This is a genomic window from Alphaproteobacteria bacterium (assembly GCA_019746225.1).
Classification (GTDB): domain Bacteria; phylum Pseudomonadota; class Alphaproteobacteria; order Paracaedibacterales; family VGCI01; genus VGCI01.
Genome location: JAIESE010000023.1, coordinates 36374 through 53243, shown reverse-complemented (window position 1 = coordinate 53243; position 16870 = coordinate 36374). Strand labels below are relative to the sequence as shown.

Annotated in this window: 12 protein-coding genes; 9 read left to right on the top strand and 3 right to left on the bottom strand. The window is 43.3% G+C overall.

The genetic code is table 11. The features are described 5' to 3' along the window. Positions 1-90 precede the first annotated feature (90 nt). Entirely contained in the window at positions 91-645 is a 555-nt protein-coding gene (secB, locus tag K2Y18_04370; protein ID MBX9804974.1) for a protein-export chaperone SecB, read from the bottom strand. A gap of 629 nt (positions 646-1274) precedes the next feature. On the opposite strand from secB, the gene K2Y18_04365 reads away from it, so the two are divergent. From K2Y18_04365 to K2Y18_04330, 8 genes are all read left to right on the top strand, one after another. Next, the gene (locus K2Y18_04365) at positions 1275-3761 is read left to right on the top strand and encodes a ribonuclease E/G (protein MBX9804973.1); all 2487 of its coding nucleotides are present in this window, start codon (positions 1275-1277) and stop codon (positions 3759-3761) included. Between the two features lie 66 nt (positions 3762-3827). Then, positions 3828-5180: a M48 family metalloprotease gene (locus K2Y18_04360; GenBank protein MBX9804972.1), complete on the top strand. Its 1353-nt coding sequence runs from the start codon at positions 3828-3830 to the stop codon at positions 5178-5180. Between the two features lie 160 nt (positions 5181-5340). Further along, complete coding sequence (locus tag K2Y18_04355) at positions 5341-6474, top strand: hypothetical protein (GenBank protein MBX9804971.1); 1134 nt, start codon at positions 5341-5343, stop codon at positions 6472-6474. 67 nt (positions 6475-6541) lie between these two features. Then, positions 6542-8599: a hypothetical protein gene (locus K2Y18_04350; protein MBX9804970.1), complete on the top strand. Its 2058-nt coding sequence runs from the start codon at positions 6542-6544 to the stop codon at positions 8597-8599. Between the two features lie 116 nt (positions 8600-8715). After that, positions 8716-9567 carry a hypothetical protein gene (locus tag K2Y18_04345; protein ID MBX9804969.1) on the top strand — a complete coding sequence of 284 codons (852 nt, stop codon included), beginning with the start codon at positions 8716-8718 and terminating at the stop codon, positions 9565-9567. Between the two features lie 452 nt (positions 9568-10019). Continuing rightward, positions 10020-10946 carry a hypothetical protein gene (locus tag K2Y18_04340; GenBank protein MBX9804968.1) on the top strand — a complete coding sequence of 309 codons (927 nt, stop codon included), beginning with the start codon at positions 10020-10022 and terminating at the stop codon, positions 10944-10946. A gap of 157 nt (positions 10947-11103) precedes the next feature. Beyond that, a complete protein-coding gene (locus K2Y18_04335; GenBank protein MBX9804967.1) occupies positions 11104-12288 on the top strand; it encodes an MFS transporter in 1185 nt (394 codons plus the stop codon). A 130-nt stretch (positions 12289-12418) separates the two neighbouring features. Next, positions 12419-12931, top strand: a complete 513-nt coding sequence (locus K2Y18_04330) for a hypothetical protein (GenBank protein ID MBX9804966.1) — start codon at positions 12419-12421, stop codon at positions 12929-12931. A 36-nt stretch (positions 12932-12967) separates the two neighbouring features. Here the strand turns inward: K2Y18_04330 and K2Y18_04325 are convergent, their stop codons facing one another. Beyond that, the gene (locus K2Y18_04325) at positions 12968-13744 is read right to left on the bottom strand and encodes an AAA family ATPase (protein ID MBX9804965.1); all 777 of its coding nucleotides are present in this window, start codon (positions 13742-13744) and stop codon (positions 12968-12970) included. A 220-nt stretch (positions 13745-13964) separates the two neighbouring features. Here K2Y18_04325 and K2Y18_04320 point away from each other — a divergent pair, with 220 nt between their 5' ends. Beyond that, positions 13965-14720, top strand: a complete 756-nt coding sequence (locus tag K2Y18_04320) for a hypothetical protein (GenBank protein MBX9804964.1) — start codon at positions 13965-13967, stop codon at positions 14718-14720. Positions 14721-14759: 39 nt separating this feature from the next. On the opposite strand, the gene scpA is transcribed toward K2Y18_04320, so the two are convergent. Next, the gene (gene scpA, locus K2Y18_04315) at positions 14760-16856 is read right to left on the bottom strand and encodes a methylmalonyl-CoA mutase (protein ID MBX9804963.1); all 2097 of its coding nucleotides are present in this window, start codon (positions 16854-16856) and stop codon (positions 14760-14762) included. Positions 16857-16870: the final 14 nt, after the last annotated feature.

Genomic DNA, 16870 nt, shown 5'->3' with positions numbered 1-16870 from the left:
GACTAATCCATTTTAGCTAGATAATGCATATTTGGATCGTAGACGCTCAACCTGTTTATAGTTACGAGTTTTGGAATAGTTGAGTGGAGCTTAATCGACCAATCGATTATCAACCCCATTCTCGGCAGGGGTTGAATTTTCACCTTTGACCGGCTTTCCTGCTTTTTCCCCAGCATCTCCCTGATTCTTTTGCTGTTCATAAAGAGCCGCAAAATCAACTGGAGCCAGCATAAGGGGCGGAAATCCGCCATTTTGGGTGACATTGGCTATGATGTTTCTGGCAAAAGGGAACAACAAAGCAGGAGTTTGAACCATTAAGAGGGCTCCAGCTTCATTTTCTTCAATGCCATCTCCTAACGTAACGATGCCTGAATACTTTAATTCTGTATTAAATAATGGGGCTTTCTCCCGGGTAGCATCAACTCGGATCTCTAGAGTCACTTCAAAGTTACGTCCTCCCAAATTTGCAGCGTTGGCTTGTATTCCTATAGAAATGCTGGGTTGTGCATTGGTCTCATTGGTAAAGGAGGCGAGGGGTGTTGGATTGTTAAAGGACAATCCCTTAATATATTGTGCATGGATCGTTACTGGCAGCGTGGTATTGGCTGTGGTTGCCTTGTTTCCCGTATCTTGTTCCTTAGCCATCTTTCTTTCCTTTGTAAATCGAAGATGTGTATGTATTCACTATCCACAATTGTATGATTATATAAGTTTATAAATATTTAATAAAAAGCAAATTCATAAGGTGTGAATTCGGGACTTATATTAATTATTTTGATGTCTAACTGTCAATTAAGGCCAAGTGGTGTTGAGAACTTGAGAATATGAGATGCATAGATTGGGCTGAAGAACAAAATAACGTTAAAAAAGTCAACGAGGAGAAAAAATCGTTATGCGATTCATATTAAATTATCTGCGCCTCACAAAGCTCAAAATAGTAAATGATACATGCATTTCTCCCTTTAAATGCATCTACCCCACTTTTTTTGCTTGGTTATCAGGGGGAGTTAAGGTTAAAGTTATAAGTGAAGATGATTAAATTTATGACTGGATACGTGAAGGTGACCTATTATGTTGAATAAAAAAATTACGCCACCACACTTCGTAACCGGTCTTGTTGCGAGCAAAAGTCGGGTCAAAGACTCGGCACTTTTGCTTTCTCATCCCTATATTAATATATCCGTGATAGATGGGCTTATGACTGATTTGCACTTAAAATTAAAGTGCTCTCTTAGCTCTGCCATGTCACGGCCAGTTATGGAGACTAATGCCTTATGGCTAAAAAAATGCTTATTGATGCAACTCACGACGAGGAAGTCCGAGTTGCAATTGTTGACGGCAACCGGTTAGAAGAGTTCGATTCGGAGACATCAACAAAACGACAAATTAAAGGAAATATCTACCTAGCAAAAGTGATTCGAATTGAACCATCTTTGCAGGCAGCATTCGTGGAGTTCGGCGGTAATCGCCATGGATTTCTTCCCTTTGGTGAAATTCATCCGGACTATTTTCGTATCCCTGTATCAGATCGTCCTGCTTTAGAGAGTGGGGAAATAACGACTCAAGAAGATACGCAGGCTGGCTCAAGCTCTGAAAAAGCCAAGTCTTCAAAGACAAAGGCAAAGCCAAAACCAAAAGAGAAGCCAAAGCCCAAAACGAAAGCTAAAGTTAAGTCTAAAGATAAAGACACTGATTCTTCCATCATTGCGGAAGATACGGGCGCTCTCTTGACCGATGATTCTGATTCTATTTCTATTCCCGCTGAAGATACTATGGATGCCGGTATCGATCTGGTGGATGAGGATGAGCTTCCCCGCCGCCCACGTAACTATCACTATAAGATCCAAGAGGTTGTTAAGCGCCGCCAAATCATGTTGATCCAGGTGGTTAAAGAAGAGCGCGGCAATAAAGGCGCGGCTTTGACAACTTATTTGAGCCTTCCAGGACGATATTGCGTTTTGATGCCAAACGCAGGTCATCGAGGGGGAGGGATTTCTCGAAAGATTAGCGAAGGAACGGATCGGCGCCGTTTGCGGGATATTTTAAAAGAACTCGAGATTCCAGAAGGGATGAGTTTGATCGTCCGCACAGCTGGACAAGAGCGTAACAAGTTAGAGATTCGTCGAGATTTTGACTACCTCCTTCGTTTGTGGGAGGAAATTCGAGAGACAACCCTGAAAGCAACAGCACCTGCGCTCATTTATGCTGAAGGCGATTTGATTAAGCGCTCGATTCGGGATGTCTATAATAAAGATATTGACCAAATTCTCGTCGAAGGTGACGAAGCATATAAAGCCGCCAAGGGTTTTATGAAAGCATTGATCCCGAGTCATACCAAGCGTGTTCAGCCCTACAAGGATTCTGTTCCTCTTTTCCACCGTCATAAAGTTGAAGAACAAATCGATGCCATGATGAATCCGATGGCAAAGCTTCCATCTGGGGGATCAATTGTCATTAACCCAACAGAAGCTTTGGTTGCAGTAGATGTTAACTCTGGTCGATCCACCCGAGAGCGTCATATTGATGATACAGCCCTCAAAACTAACCTTGAAGCAGCGGATGAGATTGCTCGACAAATGCGCTTGCGAGACTTAGCTGGACTGGTGGTTATCGATTTCATAGACATGAGTGATCAAAAACATATTCATGCAGTTGAAAAACGTTTGAAGGAGGCAACCAGCCGTGACCGCGCGCGAATTCAACTGGGTCATATTAGCCAGTTTGGGCTGCTAGAGCTCAGCAGACAACGGCTACATCCAAGTCTGATCGAGACAAACTCAGCGCCTTGCCAACATTGTCGGGGAACGGGATTGGTTCGTTCTGTGGAATCTATGTCTTTGCTTGTTTTGCGGGCCATTGAAAATGAGGGGATTACGGGACGTAGCCTTGAAATTGTTGTGACAGTTCCTACAGGTGTTGACTTGTATCTGTTGAATCAAAAACGTGCCTCTTTAACAGCTGTGGAAGCTCGATATCAAATGCACATCATCATTGCACGCGATGATCTGATTATTTCTCCTGATTTCCGTATTGAAAGTTTGGCTGAACGGAAAGTTCCCTTAGACTTTCCGCAACTTCTCCCATTGCCTTCTCCAGAGTCAATTGATGAAGACGAACATCATGAGCTGCAAAATGAACTATCCCCTGGACAAGATAAAGAGGAAATATTTGCTCCTCATCATGCTTCTCAAGGAGAAGGGGGAGGTCGCCGTCGAAGGAGACGTCGTCCATTCTCAAAAAGGCGTGATCATGACCGCCCGAGAGACCCAAATCAGGGTGAACAACACGGGAGTGACTATGCGGGGCCAAAATTTGTTCAAACGGACAATGCTCGAAGTTCTGCCAGCATAGAAGAACAAATCGTATCTGAAATTTTGGGAGTCCCCCAACAGGACAGGAAAAGTTCCGTGACATCTTCTTCGAAGGAAGATAATAGAGAAGGAGTTGTAAGGGAAGAGGGGGCTTCTGAACATCCTCGGCGTCGTCGGCGACGCCGTCGCAGTGGTCAGCGTCATCAGCAGCAACAGGGAAGCGAAGGGGAGTCAACTTCGACCGCCTCACCTGTCGTAGAGGAACAACCCAAAGAGAAAGCTCCAACCACACCTGAGAAACCGTCTCGGCCGTCCTTAAAAAGTGTAGAGACCTCAAAACCGAAATCAAAGGATGTTACTATTCCAATCACATCTTTACCCGAGGGACCAGAATCCCCCTCGAAAAAGAGCCCGCATGGACGTTGGTGGAAAAGGTTACTCGAGTCTTGATGATAGAAAATATTGCAGATATTAACGATTTGGTGAGACCAGGTTGATTCAACTCACTGGTAGGGAATGATGATGCGAAAAGTCATTACAAGTCTGCTTTTTCTCATTATATGCGCCATTATAACCCCAATCTCGGCAGGGCCACCTCAGTTTAAGACGGGGAGTGTCCTTCTGGATGATGAAACAGATACTGCCTTTAAGAGCTGGATCCAAAAGATATTTACAGCAGCGGGATTGAGGCAGTACAAGCCGCACATTTATATTATCGTTAATCCGGATGTGAATGCGGCGGCGACCGTTGGTGGCATTATCTTAATATATTCTGAATTTTTGATGAAATGTGACAATGCCTCACAATTCTTAGGTGTTATGGCGCATGAGGTTGGGCATATTGCTGGCGGGCATATTTCTCGCATGGATGCTGCCCAAACCCAAGCTCTCATACCTGCTGCTGCTGCAGTGATCTTGGGGGGCGCCCTTGCGCTAGCGAGTGGCCAAACAGCACCCTTAGAAGCCGCGCTTGCCGGTGGTGCTCATGTTTTTGAAAGAGGGATGTTGCATTACTCCCGCGCTCAAGAATCATCCGCTGACCAAGCAGCTCTGACTTACCTTACGCAATTGGGCTGGCCAGCAGAAGGTCTCTCTGAGTTCTTACATAAGATTCACAAAATGTATGAGTCAACTGGCAGAGTTGATCTCTATTCCCGAAGTCACCCCTTGACGCCGGATCGGATTCAAAGCGTTCATGAAAATTTGAGAAGATGCTTTCCACACAATCGAACTATCCCTCATGATATTGAGGCCAAGTTTCAGCGCATCAAGGCAAAATTGATGGCCTTTTTGGAGCCGTCGAGAGCGTTGCAAACTTATAAACCATCGGATACGAGTCAACATGCCCGTTATGCCCGTGCTATTGCTAAATATGGGTTGGGACAGTTTGGACAGGCTCTGGAAGAAGTTGATCATTTATTGAGAGATTATCCCAAGGACCCCTATTTTCATGAATTAAAAGGTCAAATATTATTCGAAACGGGCGAAGTTGATAAAGCTGTAGAGCCACTGAAAAAGTCTTTATCCTTGAGAGCCAACAGTCCTTTAATTAAGATCATGCTGGCCCATGCTCTCATTGAGCGAAAGTCATCGCCCGGCTGTCTGGAAGCGGTGGATATTCTGGTTCCCTTGACGCAAAAACATCCTCAAGATTATTCCATGGCTTGGCGCCTGTTGGCAACGGCTTATGGCAAAACAAATCGCGTGGGGGAAGCAGCGTACGCGCTCGCTGAAGAGGCATTTCTTTTAGAGAAATTTGATGCAGCAAAATCTCAAGCCAAACGGGCCGAGAAGCTGTTGAAAGACAATCCCAAAGCCTTAACACGGGTAAAAGATCTATTGGCGGAATTGAAGAACAAAGGCACTTAGCCATCTTGAAGATTCTTAAGTCACAAGCATAATTCTCACAAATCCTCATTAATGACTAGCGTATTATTACGGTATTGACTAAAAACTGCCACTCTATAATGTGCGAGCAACGAACACATAATTTTTAAAAAAACTTATTTTCGGTGTTTAGGAGACTGTTATGAATGGCAAAATGATTACATATTTTCTGAGTGTGGGGTTAATCAGTACGACATGTGTGTTGGGGGCTGATGAAGAAGATGACGGCATTGAGTACCGCTCTTTTTGCGTCATCCGCCTACCCAGGGCAAGGGCTGTACAATTACCAGCTGTACAATCACCAGAAGAATTAGAGGCAAAAAGAATAGCCACTCTCGAGTATCAAAGAAATCTCCAAGCCGTAAAAGAAAAGCAAGAAGCTTTGGCGGCTGAAGAACGTCAGCGTGTTGCTGCTGAAGCGGCTGAAAAGAAAAGACAAGAAGCTGAGAAGAGGGCTCTCGAGGAAGCGTTAAAGCAAGAAAAGAAGCAACGGGAAGCTGAGGAGAAAGCACAACGAGAGGCCTTAAGACAGGAATATTTACGTGAAGCTGGGGAGCGTGCTCTTGTGAAGAAAGCCTTTCTGGATGCTGAAGCTTCCATATTCTTAGAACTTGTTTATCAAACGGGCAATCTTTCTCAAGAAAAGCTGTATCATACCAAATTATTTTGGGAAAAAGCGACAGAAGTGGCTTTTAAAGAATGGCAAGCTGAAAGAGGCGTGGATGAAGAGACACCCGTCGATTCGGCTTGGGAGGCTTTCAAAATATGCCAGCCAAATATCCTCAAAAAGTGTGGATTCGATGCTTTATCAACCACCATTCAGGCGCGTGAGAGTCAGTTGAGTGCTTATCAGTCAGAAGTTCCAATGTATCAGCAACAAACGGAGCAGGCTCTAGCCTCCACTCAAGAGGCTGCGGATCGCCTAACCTCTATTACTGAAAAACTCAAGGTAAAAGAAAGACGTGAGGAGGAGATGCGCCAAAAAATGAAAGACGCCAAGAGGGCCGCAAAAAGTGAAACATGGGCTACTGAAGAAGCAATTGCGATTGCAGAAATGAAATTGGGTCAATTAAAGCTAGATTTGAAGGAACATGAACAACGAGAATACGAAGAAAAAAGACGCCGCATACGCGAGGCAGGCATGGAGCGATTCCATAAAACGGAAACAGGGGTGTCGAGTGAGCTGGAGAAGCAGTTATTTGAGGCTCAAAGAATGTTGGAAAAGCTTATCAGAGAAAATGAGGAGATGCTAATCACTCTCGCTGAAATAAAGTAGATGAGGCTCAAGGATTGGTGCCCTTCATCAATATTGGATTTATTCGTTGTTTATTAGGAGATATTTCATGAAGTTCAAGAATTTAGCTTTTAGTCTTTTGTTGGGACTCTTAAGTGCATCCTTTACCTTAGGAGCCCAAGGACCGGATATGGTCGAAGGAGATGAGCTTGGAAGACCTATTGAAACGGCCACCGTGGTTCCAATGAGTGCCCCAAAAAGGACACCTAGAATTGCTGATTTGCAGGTGCCCTTGGAACCGTTAAGAGAACGTTACTTAGAGCTTAAAAGACGCAATAGAGAGGCTTCTCAAACTTATACTCAAGAGTATTCTCTTTCCCTTTCAAATATAGTCGGAATTTATATAGACCAGGAAACAAAAGCTTTAAGAGAAGGTTGGCCTGAAAAAAAAGGGGGTATGCGTTATCATAATGGTGTTTCTGTAATTCTTTATAAAATATACCCAAATTCCTTTTTGGAATTAGAAAAGCGCCCAGGTTATCAATCTGACGCTCTCTTGTGGAGGTTTGTGGTTTTTAGAATTGAACTCGAAAGACTATGTAAACGTTACCCTGAAAATGCCAAATTACATGCTATTTTGGAAAATTTGACTTGTGAGAGAAGACAGCGCTTCGAAGAATTACTCTCTATAAATAAAAGGGTCCGAGAAGCGGAAGCGTTAAAAGGTGCTGAAAAACAAAGACTGGAAAAGGAAACAGCAAAATTAAAAGAAACGCAATGTAACGTGCAAAAGACGAAACAAAATTCTAAGGATGTGCGCAAAAAATGGAAATCAGAAACGGATCAAATTAAGAAAAAGGAAGAAGCTGCGCAAAGAACACTCGCCCAGACAAGGAGAAGATTGGGGGATGTTTTGGATGAAACTCTCTCCACTCAGAAGAGAATGGATGCCATTGATGATAGAATCGATAGAGAACTGCGAGAGGCTCAGGAGAACAGTAATAAAGAAAAACAACGAGAAGGAGAGAAGCGTTTGCGTCTTCTTCAAGAGCAAGTGCAAGCCGCGCAGAAAAGAAATAAGAAATTGAAGCAAAAAATCTCCCAGAAGCAGGCGCGTGAAGCGCTTATGGAAGAGCAAGAGAGAACCCGTCATGCTCTCATGGAAGCGCAAGAGAGGACGCGTCAACAGCTCCTCGCAAATCTTAATAAGCCTTTAGAGGTCATCGAGAAACAGATAACACCGGTTGCAAAAGAAGTCACTCTACCTCCATCTGAGCAGCTTCATCAGGAATTGCTGCCACCATCTGTGGAGATTATGAATAAGGAAGCGGAACAATCCGAGCCTGATCAGGTTGAAGTTATGCCAAGGTTACCGGAGACCCCCATAGAAACTTCCAGACTGACCCCTTCGGTAGATCTGCAAAGGCGAGAAGCTCCCTTAACTGTTATGGATCGCGCTTCTCTTAAAGAAGAATATGCGTTTAATGAGTTTCTAATACTCTTGATGTATCTTGAACACAGAGGGCTTCCGCCGCTTGAGTTGGAAGTGGCACGCCAATATTTGGCAAGAGAGTTACAAACTTTTGCACAAAAGTGGAAAACTCAAACTTTACAAAAGGAAGAGGCTCTCCCTTATCTTCCAACTTATCGTCTTCCTTTGGTCAGCAAGAAGGATGATTGGCTCACAAAAATAATAAAAAAAACAAAGGATTATCGTGAATTAAATATGAAGCCTTCGTGTTATTGGCCAAGTTCTTTAAATGATAAGTTTACAATCGATAGAAGTCAAAAATCGCTGAAGGCTACGATTGAGGAGATAAGATCTCTTAAGGAGAAAGAACAAGGAAAAATAAGCAGTGTTGTTGCGGCAAGAGGGACTGTTGAAGAAAGAACCAAGGGCGTTGATGAGGCGTTAACCAAAGCAAAAGCGGAGTTAGCACATGAACAGGATTTATTGAGGGCCGAACAAGCCATCGTGCAAGTGAAAGCACACAAAAAGAAGGAAAAACTTGAAAACAGAGCAAGAGAAGCGGGCGAGAAATTACGCCTTAAAGCCGAACAGGATGAAGCTGATCGGATTCGTAAAACTCTTGAAGTGGAAGAGGAATTAAGGAGGTATCAAGTACCTTCACAGACACTAGAAAGCAGTGTTCATACGAATAATTAGAATGAGCACACTTTTAGATAAAGCCGAGGAGAGCAGGTCCATAGCATTAAAAAGGCTTTAAGCTCTTTGAGGCATCCCAGTTTGATTGAGTTATTTTAATAAGTTTGGAGATATACATGCATTACAAAAATTTGGCCTTCGTTCTATTTCTAGGGTTCATCAATACCACCATCACATGGGGAGCTGAGAAGGCACAAAAGCGCGAATCAGCCAGTCCACTAACCGTGTTGACGGAAGGTCAAAGAATGGATGATGCCCATATCTTGCTTCAAAACACTTTAATGGAAGGGATTGATTCCTTAGATCTTGTTGACCGATATTTGATTTTGAAAGCATGTGAGCAACTTAGTCTCAATATAGATCAGACGGCTCGACGTTTTCATGATATCAAAAGCTTGGAAGAGTGCTTAAGAGATCTTGCAGAGAGCAGACGCTCTGACTTAATAGATATGATTGTGAAGGAGAAATTCGAAAGCCCTCTTAAACCTGAGCTTAAAAGCACTCTTGAATTACGTGAAGAAGCGGAAGCGCTTAAGCTTGAATGTTCGAATAAAGCTCAAGAACTATCTACACTTCGAGAACAATTTGAACAGAAATTAAAAGAGGAAAGAACACTGAAATTTACTACTGAGAGCATTCTTTCAAAAAAAGAACAAGAATTGCAATCCGTTAAGGAACAAACACTCAAATCTAAGCAAGAGAGGCTAAAGCTGAAAGAGAAACGAGAGCAAGACGAAAAGAGAAAGGCTGAGAGGGCTGAGAGGAAAAGAGTTTTTGAGCAAGAACAATACTTGGTAGAATTACAAATGAAGTTGCTTGAAGAAAAGCTTAAAGCAAAAAACCAAAAACAACCGCAAAACCGACCTGAGGTCGTGGAGACCACGCTGGCAGCTGATAAAGGGAAAGGGGAGGAGGTATCTGCAGATGACGGGAAAGCCAACTCCCAAGAGCTCAAGGCAAAGGATTAGTGATTGAGAGGTACTGGGTAAAACTATTATTAATGGGTGAGGTTTGGGGTTTCTGCTATTTATTTGGTTCCTTATCCTAATCTCTTATGCCCCCACTCGCTACAGCATAACTGAGCAATGGAAGAGGTAAAGAACAGTCTTCTTTTGCAACCTTCCGAAATCTTATGTTCATAATTCGTGCATTTTCACCTCTCCCGTTGTGGGAGAGGTCGCTCTTGAGCGTGAGCGAAATGAGCGGGTGAGGGGTATATATCAAAAGAATCAAGAAGTTGAGTTGTATCTTTTATTTGCATTAAACCCATTACTTGAAGCCCTTTCATCAAATTACTTGGAAGTCACTTAAAGTAGAAATAAATGGTTGATATAGATATTGTTTAGCACTATATAAGTACTTAAAGTCCGTTATAAGCGGCCTATATCCTTTTAAAAATTTATGAATAGGACCATTTGTTATGAATAAGCGCATATTATCTTTTGCTGCCACCTACTTACTTGTAGTTGTTTACGGTCATGGTGCTACCTATGGCGCTGAAGCAAACGACAATAATCCTAAAGATCAAAATCATCATTTTACAACAGTATTAGCCAAAAAAGAAAGTCTGGTAGATCAAGCTAGCGACATCAAGCCAGCTGTTCAAGCAGCGCTTACGGACAAGGAATACTTAGAGGTTTTCTCTATGTATGTTCAGATGCAAGAAAGGTACCAAACGGAAAGAGATAGATTTGGCCGTCTGAAAGTTGGTGCCAATACGTTGAACGAGCAACAACAATGCTCTTTTGAAGATCCCCTTACCTTGGTTAAAAGTTTAACAATTACTCTTCCTCTTGAAGAGATGAGAAGAGTTTTTGAGACTTACGGTGTTCTGCAGCTTCGTCCATTCAATGGTATAATGGCTCTTATAGGCTGCGGAAACAATCCTATTGAGAAACCTTACATACCATTGGATGATTATGAGTTAGATAAATCGAAGCCGATCCCAAGAGCAGCCTTGTTTGTTTTGTGTGAATACTTCGAATGCTCAGGAAGCAGTTTGGGCGACCATCGACATGAAGGGTATGACACTATAAATCCAGAGCTAACCATGAATCCAACGTTAGTCGCTGCCTTCGGCATTGATAAGCTTGAGGGGGTATTACCGAATACCTATATAAAGGTTTCATACGAAAATATTTTTCCTGGCGGGGATCCAGAATCCTTAAACGCCTTTAAATTTCACTTTAGCAATGCAGATGTCTATGATATGCACCCAAACCAAGAAGATTTTAGGTTTAACGTGGAAATTCCTTACGCCAATATAGAAGTAATGCTAGAGGAAATTGAAAGAGAATATAAATTGAACGAGGAAAAAAAACTTGAGGGCGATGCGGGACGGTTCTAAAAAGATGGTAACACCGTACGCTGTGTTGCACTTCGCCCTTGAATGCGGTGCTTAATAATTTTGTTTCCGATTGTATTTTCCAAATTAAGTAATTATATGTTTTAAAGTAAACATTACTTTTAATCAAAAACCTCGAGTCCATTAAATGCCTCTGTTGATGACGATTGTCCTTATGCAAATCCTATGCGGAGCTGAGATTGACATTTTTGTCCCCAGCTTTCCAGATTTGCAACATGCCTTTCATCTATCCCCTTTCATGGTGGAGCTGACGCTGGCTGTGAATTTGACGGCTCACTGCTTAACGTCTCTGATTGTTGGGAATCTAGGGGATCGTTATGGCCGTCGTCCCATTATTTTGCTTGGGTTGTTGATCTTTACGATTGGCAGTATATTTTGTATTTTTTCAACAGCTTACTGGCATCTTTTGTTTGGGCGGTTATGGCAAGGGGCTGGGATATCGGGCGCTGCCGTTTTGTCCTATTTGGTCATTGCAGATATGTATTCTGCACAACGCCAACAACAATTGATGGGCACGTTGAATGGGGCATTGACTTTGGCAATGGCGTTTGCGCCTGTCGTGGGTAGCTTCGTTAATATGTACTATAGTTGGCAAGGCAACTTTGTGGTTCTCCTTCTTCTTTCACTTCTATGTTTGGGGCTTGGAATTGTCTATTTGCCAAAGGGTGTCAAGAATTCGGAAGTGACTTTCTCCTTAAAAGAGTATGTGCCCGTGTTGCGCTCCAAAAAAGCTTTTTACTACATTGCTTCCATCGTTCTTTCTCTTCAGGTTTACTGGATCTTTATTGGGATGTCGCCTATTTTGTATATGGAAGATCTGGGGGTCAGTTTAAAAGAATTTGGCTTCTATCAAGGGGCCCTTGCGGCTGTTTTTTCTGTTGGGAGTTTTAGTTCTGGATTCTTCTTGAGAAAATATGGTCAGAAAAAATGTTTTTTCTTTGGTGTGTCCATGATGGTGGTGTTCATGGTGTTGATGCCGGTACTTATTCTGTTTAATGTCAAAGATCCCTTGATCATTACTGGGGTCATGTTGTTTCAATCGATCGGCATTATACTACCAATCAATATCTTGTGGCCTCTTATGCTGGAAAGCATTCCCGGGGCTAAAGGGCGCTTAGCGGCTGTGGTTGTGGCTGGGCGATTAATTGTCACGGCATTGAGTCTCCAGCTTGCAAGCTATTTCTACGATGGAACGTTGCGATCCTTGGCTGTGATTATGGGGTTGTTTATGGTCTCGAGCCTATGGGTTGGCTACAAACTCTTGAAAGTTGATCAAATCTTTGTTGCGAAGGACACAGATACTAGCAGTGCGCAAGTTGCGTAAAGTTCTAGTAAGTGTAGCCCCATAGAAAGAAATTGTTTTTTAGCTTCTTTTTTGCTATATAAAGAGGCGAAGAGGGAAAACCCCACAATAACGATAATGAAAATTCTACTTACATAAATTAGGAAATATTATGAAAAAAATACTTTTGAATTCAATGGTCATATCTGCGTCCTTAAGTTTAGTTTTGCTCGGCACAGGTTGTGCGCCGCGCATTGGTGCAAATAACGTTTCTATCCATGGCGTTGGGCAAATGAGCCAGACACTTCGAGGTGTTATTATTGCAGCGCGTCCGATCACGATCTCATCGGGTAGCCAAGAAATGGATAATCAACCCGGCGCAGGCGCAGCCCTCGGTGCACTTGGCGGTGGTCTGTTAGGTTCTCAAGTCGGTGGAGGTAGAGGCAGCATTGTTGCGGGACTCGCTGGTGCTGTTGCTGGAGGTGTTGGTGGTCATTTGTTGGGTCAAAAATTGACTGACCAAGAAGGCATGGAATACCAAATTAAATTGCAGCGTGGTGACATAGTGACCATGCGTCAAGGAGCGGATCCAATGTTCTGCGTAGGCCAAAGAGTTATGGTAATTGATGTTGGTTCGCAACTCCATGGGCGTGGCCAAGGTCGAGTTATTGCTGATAACTCTTAAAATATGACGAAGGAGTAGCTTCAAGTGATTTTGAAGCTACTCTTTTAATTTTATCAGTTTCTCAGCAAGGCGTTCAATGTCTTGCGCGACTTGGCTGGTAGGGTGACGCGTCAAAGTTGGCTTTTGTTTTAAAATACTCTCTGGCACACAATGGTCTCGATGGATGATGCCGACTAAAGGCGGTGTCTTTTTGAGGAAATGGTGACAGGAGTCCATCAGTTCTCCATAAATCTGCTGACCATGAGTCTCTGACTCTGCCATGTTCACCACAATATGAAGTGGCAGATCGGGATTGCGATGGCTTGTTACATTAATAAACGCATAAGCATCTGTAAGAGATGTTGGTTCATCCGTGACGACCACCAAGCATTGTTTGGCAAAAAGAGAAAACTCCTGAATAATTTGATCTAGCCCCGCACTTAAGTCGAGAATCATATGATCATAATTTGGGGAAACGGTGGTCAATGAATCCCTCAAAGTCAAAATACCATTCTTAGAAACGTTTGTAAAAACACCATCAATCGTACGGCCTGTAATAATGTCGATAGACGATTGATGATTCTTATCAGGTTTATAGTTCAAAATGGCTTCTTCAAATGTGCATTTTCTTTTAAGGACGCTCGTTATATCTCGTTTTGGGTTTAAACCGAGCTGGATATCGACGTTGGCTAAACCAAGGTCTCCATCAAATAGCAGGACTCGTTTGCTTTGATGGCTCAAAGCCTGAGCCAGATTTATAGAAAGCCAGGTTTTGCCAACACCTCCCTTACCAGAGGCAATGATGATTGCATTTGAAAGTCTTTGTGAGTCCATGATTAAGAATCCATCTCGTTTTTTAATTAGACCATGCGCGTAGCGTTACTTACTGCTTTCTTTAAGCGTAGGCTATGGTATGTAAAAAAAGCGTTAATGATTGATAGATTTTTATGAAATTAGAAGATTGTAAGACCTTCCCCCTTTACAGACTGGTTGTTCGTTAATAAACTAATAAGATAAAGTTTTAGTATATTTTTAAATTAATGTTGGGGGTTCCATGAATCGTAAAATATTTTTTCTCTTGATGATGATCGCATCCCTAGGACTCATAGGAAATGCTTCTGCGAATTCATGGCAAGACAATACCTATTGTTCTAAACCCATCTTCTTTTATGTTGGCATGTCAGGGGGCGTCGAGCGTTTGATGGGGAGGCGAACAGAAGTATTGTCTGAAGGAGCCGTCAGAACAGGGTATACAACCGGTAAAGGGATACTAGAAAATAACGGCGTGGTATCCGCCATTGGTGGATTTCTTTGGAAATTCCCTCCTCTTCCCGTATTGATGGGAATTGAAGGATACATTGGCAGAGGCAACTCTCTTTCGAGTGTCATAGATATTCGGGCCGACTTGGGGGGAGTGAACAACAGATATTATTCGACGGATATTTTGCGTAAGGTCTTTTATGGGGGACTTGTCAGAATTGGATATCTATTCTGTCAGGATAATTTTCTTTATGTTTCTTTGGGGTTAGACCGCAGCCAATTTACAACAAAGAGGGTCTTAACTAACCAGCCAGCTCCCACCTTATCAAACATAATAAACAGGACCAGAGGTTACAATGGGTTTTTGTTTGGATTTGGGTTTGAAAAGCACATTGGGCATTTTGTTGTTGGGGCTGAGCTTAGAAACATACAATATAAACGACAAAATCCCTCTGATGACGTCATAATTCCCCCAAATGTGGGTTCTTTAAGTATGTCGTTTCGACCCATCATCTATTCAGCATTGGTTAGATTCGCGTATCGTTTTTGAAGGGTAAATTTTAAAGATGTTGAGAGAGAAGTCCTTACTTTACCGAAGTTTTTCAAGGACTTCTCTAATGATGCCTAATACAGGTGTGCCCGGGGTAAAAATGGCACTTACACCCTTTTGAATCAAGTATTTATGATCTTTAGTGGGTAAAATTCCGCCACACACCACTTGAATATGATCTGCATTTAAATCTTTCAAATTTTTGAGGAGTGCGGGGATCAAGGTCTTATGACCTGCCGTCATGGAAGAGGCCCCAATGATGTGGACATCCTTTGCCACTGCTTGGGATGCAGCCTCTTCTGGGGTTGAGAATAGGGGGCCAATTTCTACCTCAAAACCACAGTCTGCAAAGGCTGTTGCAATTATTTTTAAACCCCGATCATGCCCATCTTGACCCAATTTGACCAAAAACAATCGCGGGGGTCGCCCGTGACTTGTTGCAAACCTCTCAACGGCGGCTCGGACTTCTTTTAAGTCTTTTTCTTCATGCATACTCGAGGCATACACGCCACTTAAGGTTTGAGAATGTGCTTCATAGCGGCCAAAGACGCTTTCAAGAGCTGACGAAATTTCGCCAAGAGTCGCGCGTACACGTGCGGCATGAATGGTTGCCTCCAAGAGGTTACCGTTCTCTGATTTCGCTAATTCTTTGAGTTCATTCAAAGCCGTTGCGCATGCTTCTTGATCTCGATGGATTTTCAGATGCTTAAGATGAGCTAACTGTTCGCGTTGTACAGTTTGCGTATCGATATCTAAAAGGGCGGGAATTTCTTCCTCATTCAGCTTATATTTATTCACCCCCACAACGGGGTTGTCCCCTTCATCAAGTTGAATTTGTCGACGCAAAGCAGCTTCTTCGATGCGCAATTTTGGTAAACCTGACTCAACCGCTTTCGTCATTCCGCCCAGCTCTTCAACTTCCGAAATCAATGTCCGGGCGGCATCCGCCAGGCTATGGGTGAGGCTTTCCACATAATAACTGCCGCCCAATGGATCAACAACTTTCGTAAGGCCAGTTTCTTCTGCCAGAATCAATTGCGTATTACGAGCGATGCGTGCAGTACGTGTTGTGGGCAGACCCAAAGCTTCATCCAGCGCATTTGTATGTAAAGATTGTGTGCCCCCCAAAACGGCAGCCAATGCTTCCAACGTCGTGCGAACAACGTTATTGTCGGGATCTTGGGCTGCTAAGCTCACCCCCGACGTTTGGCAATGGGTGCGTAACATCAAGCTTTGAGAATTTTGGGGATTAAAATCCGCCATGAGTTCTGCCCATAGGAGACGTGCCGCGCGCAGTTTTGCTATTTCCATAAAGAAATTCATCCCAATACCAAAGAAAAACGACAAACGGGGCGCAAAATCATCTATTTTCAACCCCTTGGAAAGGGCGGTGCGCACATATTCCAGGCCATCCGCGAGCGTGTAAGCAAGCTCTTGAACAGCTGTGGCGCCGGCTTCATGCATATGGTAGCCGGAAATGGAAATGGGATTGTATTTGGGCATATGAGTTGCGCAATATGCAATAATATCCCCTACGATGCGCATGCTTTGCGTAGGCGGATAGATATAGGTATTGCGAACCAGGAATTCCTTTAATATGTCATTTTGAATGGTTCCCGACAGTTGATCTGGCGACACTCCTTGCTCTTCAGCAGCAATGATATAAAAGGCGAGAATTGGTAAGACGGCCCCATTCATGGTCATGGAGACACTCATTTTATCCAAAGGAATGCCGTCAAAGAGGCGCTTCATATCCTCAACTGAATTGATGGCAACCCCTGCTTTTCCAACATCTCCTACCACACGGGGATGGTCTGAGTCGTACCCCCGATGGGTTGGCAAATCAAAGGCAACGGAAAGACCCCGTTGACCGCCTGCAAGGCATTCACGGAAAAAAGCATTAGTGTCTTTGGCAGTTGAGAATCCGGCATATTGTCGAAGGGTCCAGGGGCGCTCCGTATACATGGTTGCCCGGATGCCTCGTGTAAACGGTGGAAATCCTGGTAATGTGTGGAGGTTAGATAAGTCTTCTAAATCCGTTTCTGTATAAAGAGGCTTCACGTCAATGCCTTCAGGTGTTGCCCAAACCTCTGGCGCTGCGCCATTCCTTTTACGCTCAGCTTGCGCCAAAGCCATCCAATCCGCTTCCA

What these genes read in the sequence shown, in the direction of transcription:
- scpA (MBX9804963.1), bottom strand. Translation starts at nt 16,856, where the DNA reads ATGGCTTTGGCGCAAGCTGAGCGTAAAAGGAATGGCGCAGCGCCAGAG.
- K2Y18_04345 (MBX9804969.1), top strand. Translation starts at nt 8,716, where the DNA reads ATGCATTACAAAAATTTGGCCTTCGTTCTATTTCTAGGGTTCATCAAT.
- secB (MBX9804974.1), bottom strand. Translation starts at nt 645, where the DNA reads ATGGCTAAGGAACAAGATACGGGAAACAAGGCAACCACAGCCAATACC.
- K2Y18_04360 (MBX9804972.1), top strand. Translation starts at nt 3,828, where the DNA reads ATGATGATGCGAAAAGTCATTACAAGTCTGCTTTTTCTCATTATATGC.
- K2Y18_04340 (MBX9804968.1), top strand. Translation starts at nt 10,020, where the DNA reads ATGAATAAGCGCATATTATCTTTTGCTGCCACCTACTTACTTGTAGTT.
- K2Y18_04325 (MBX9804965.1), bottom strand. Translation starts at nt 13,744, where the DNA reads ATGGACTCACAAAGACTTTCAAATGCAATCATCATTGCCTCTGGTAAG.
- K2Y18_04350 (MBX9804970.1), top strand. Translation starts at nt 6,542, where the DNA reads ATGAAGTTCAAGAATTTAGCTTTTAGTCTTTTGTTGGGACTCTTAAGT.
- K2Y18_04355 (MBX9804971.1), top strand. Translation starts at nt 5,341, where the DNA reads ATGAATGGCAAAATGATTACATATTTTCTGAGTGTGGGGTTAATCAGT.
- K2Y18_04320 (MBX9804964.1), top strand. Translation starts at nt 13,965, where the DNA reads ATGAATCGTAAAATATTTTTTCTCTTGATGATGATCGCATCCCTAGGA.
- K2Y18_04330 (MBX9804966.1), top strand. Translation starts at nt 12,419, where the DNA reads ATGAAAAAAATACTTTTGAATTCAATGGTCATATCTGCGTCCTTAAGT.
- K2Y18_04335 (MBX9804967.1), top strand. Translation starts at nt 11,104, where the DNA reads ATGACGATTGTCCTTATGCAAATCCTATGCGGAGCTGAGATTGACATT.
- K2Y18_04365 (MBX9804973.1), top strand. Translation starts at nt 1,275, where the DNA reads ATGGCTAAAAAAATGCTTATTGATGCAACTCACGACGAGGAAGTCCGA.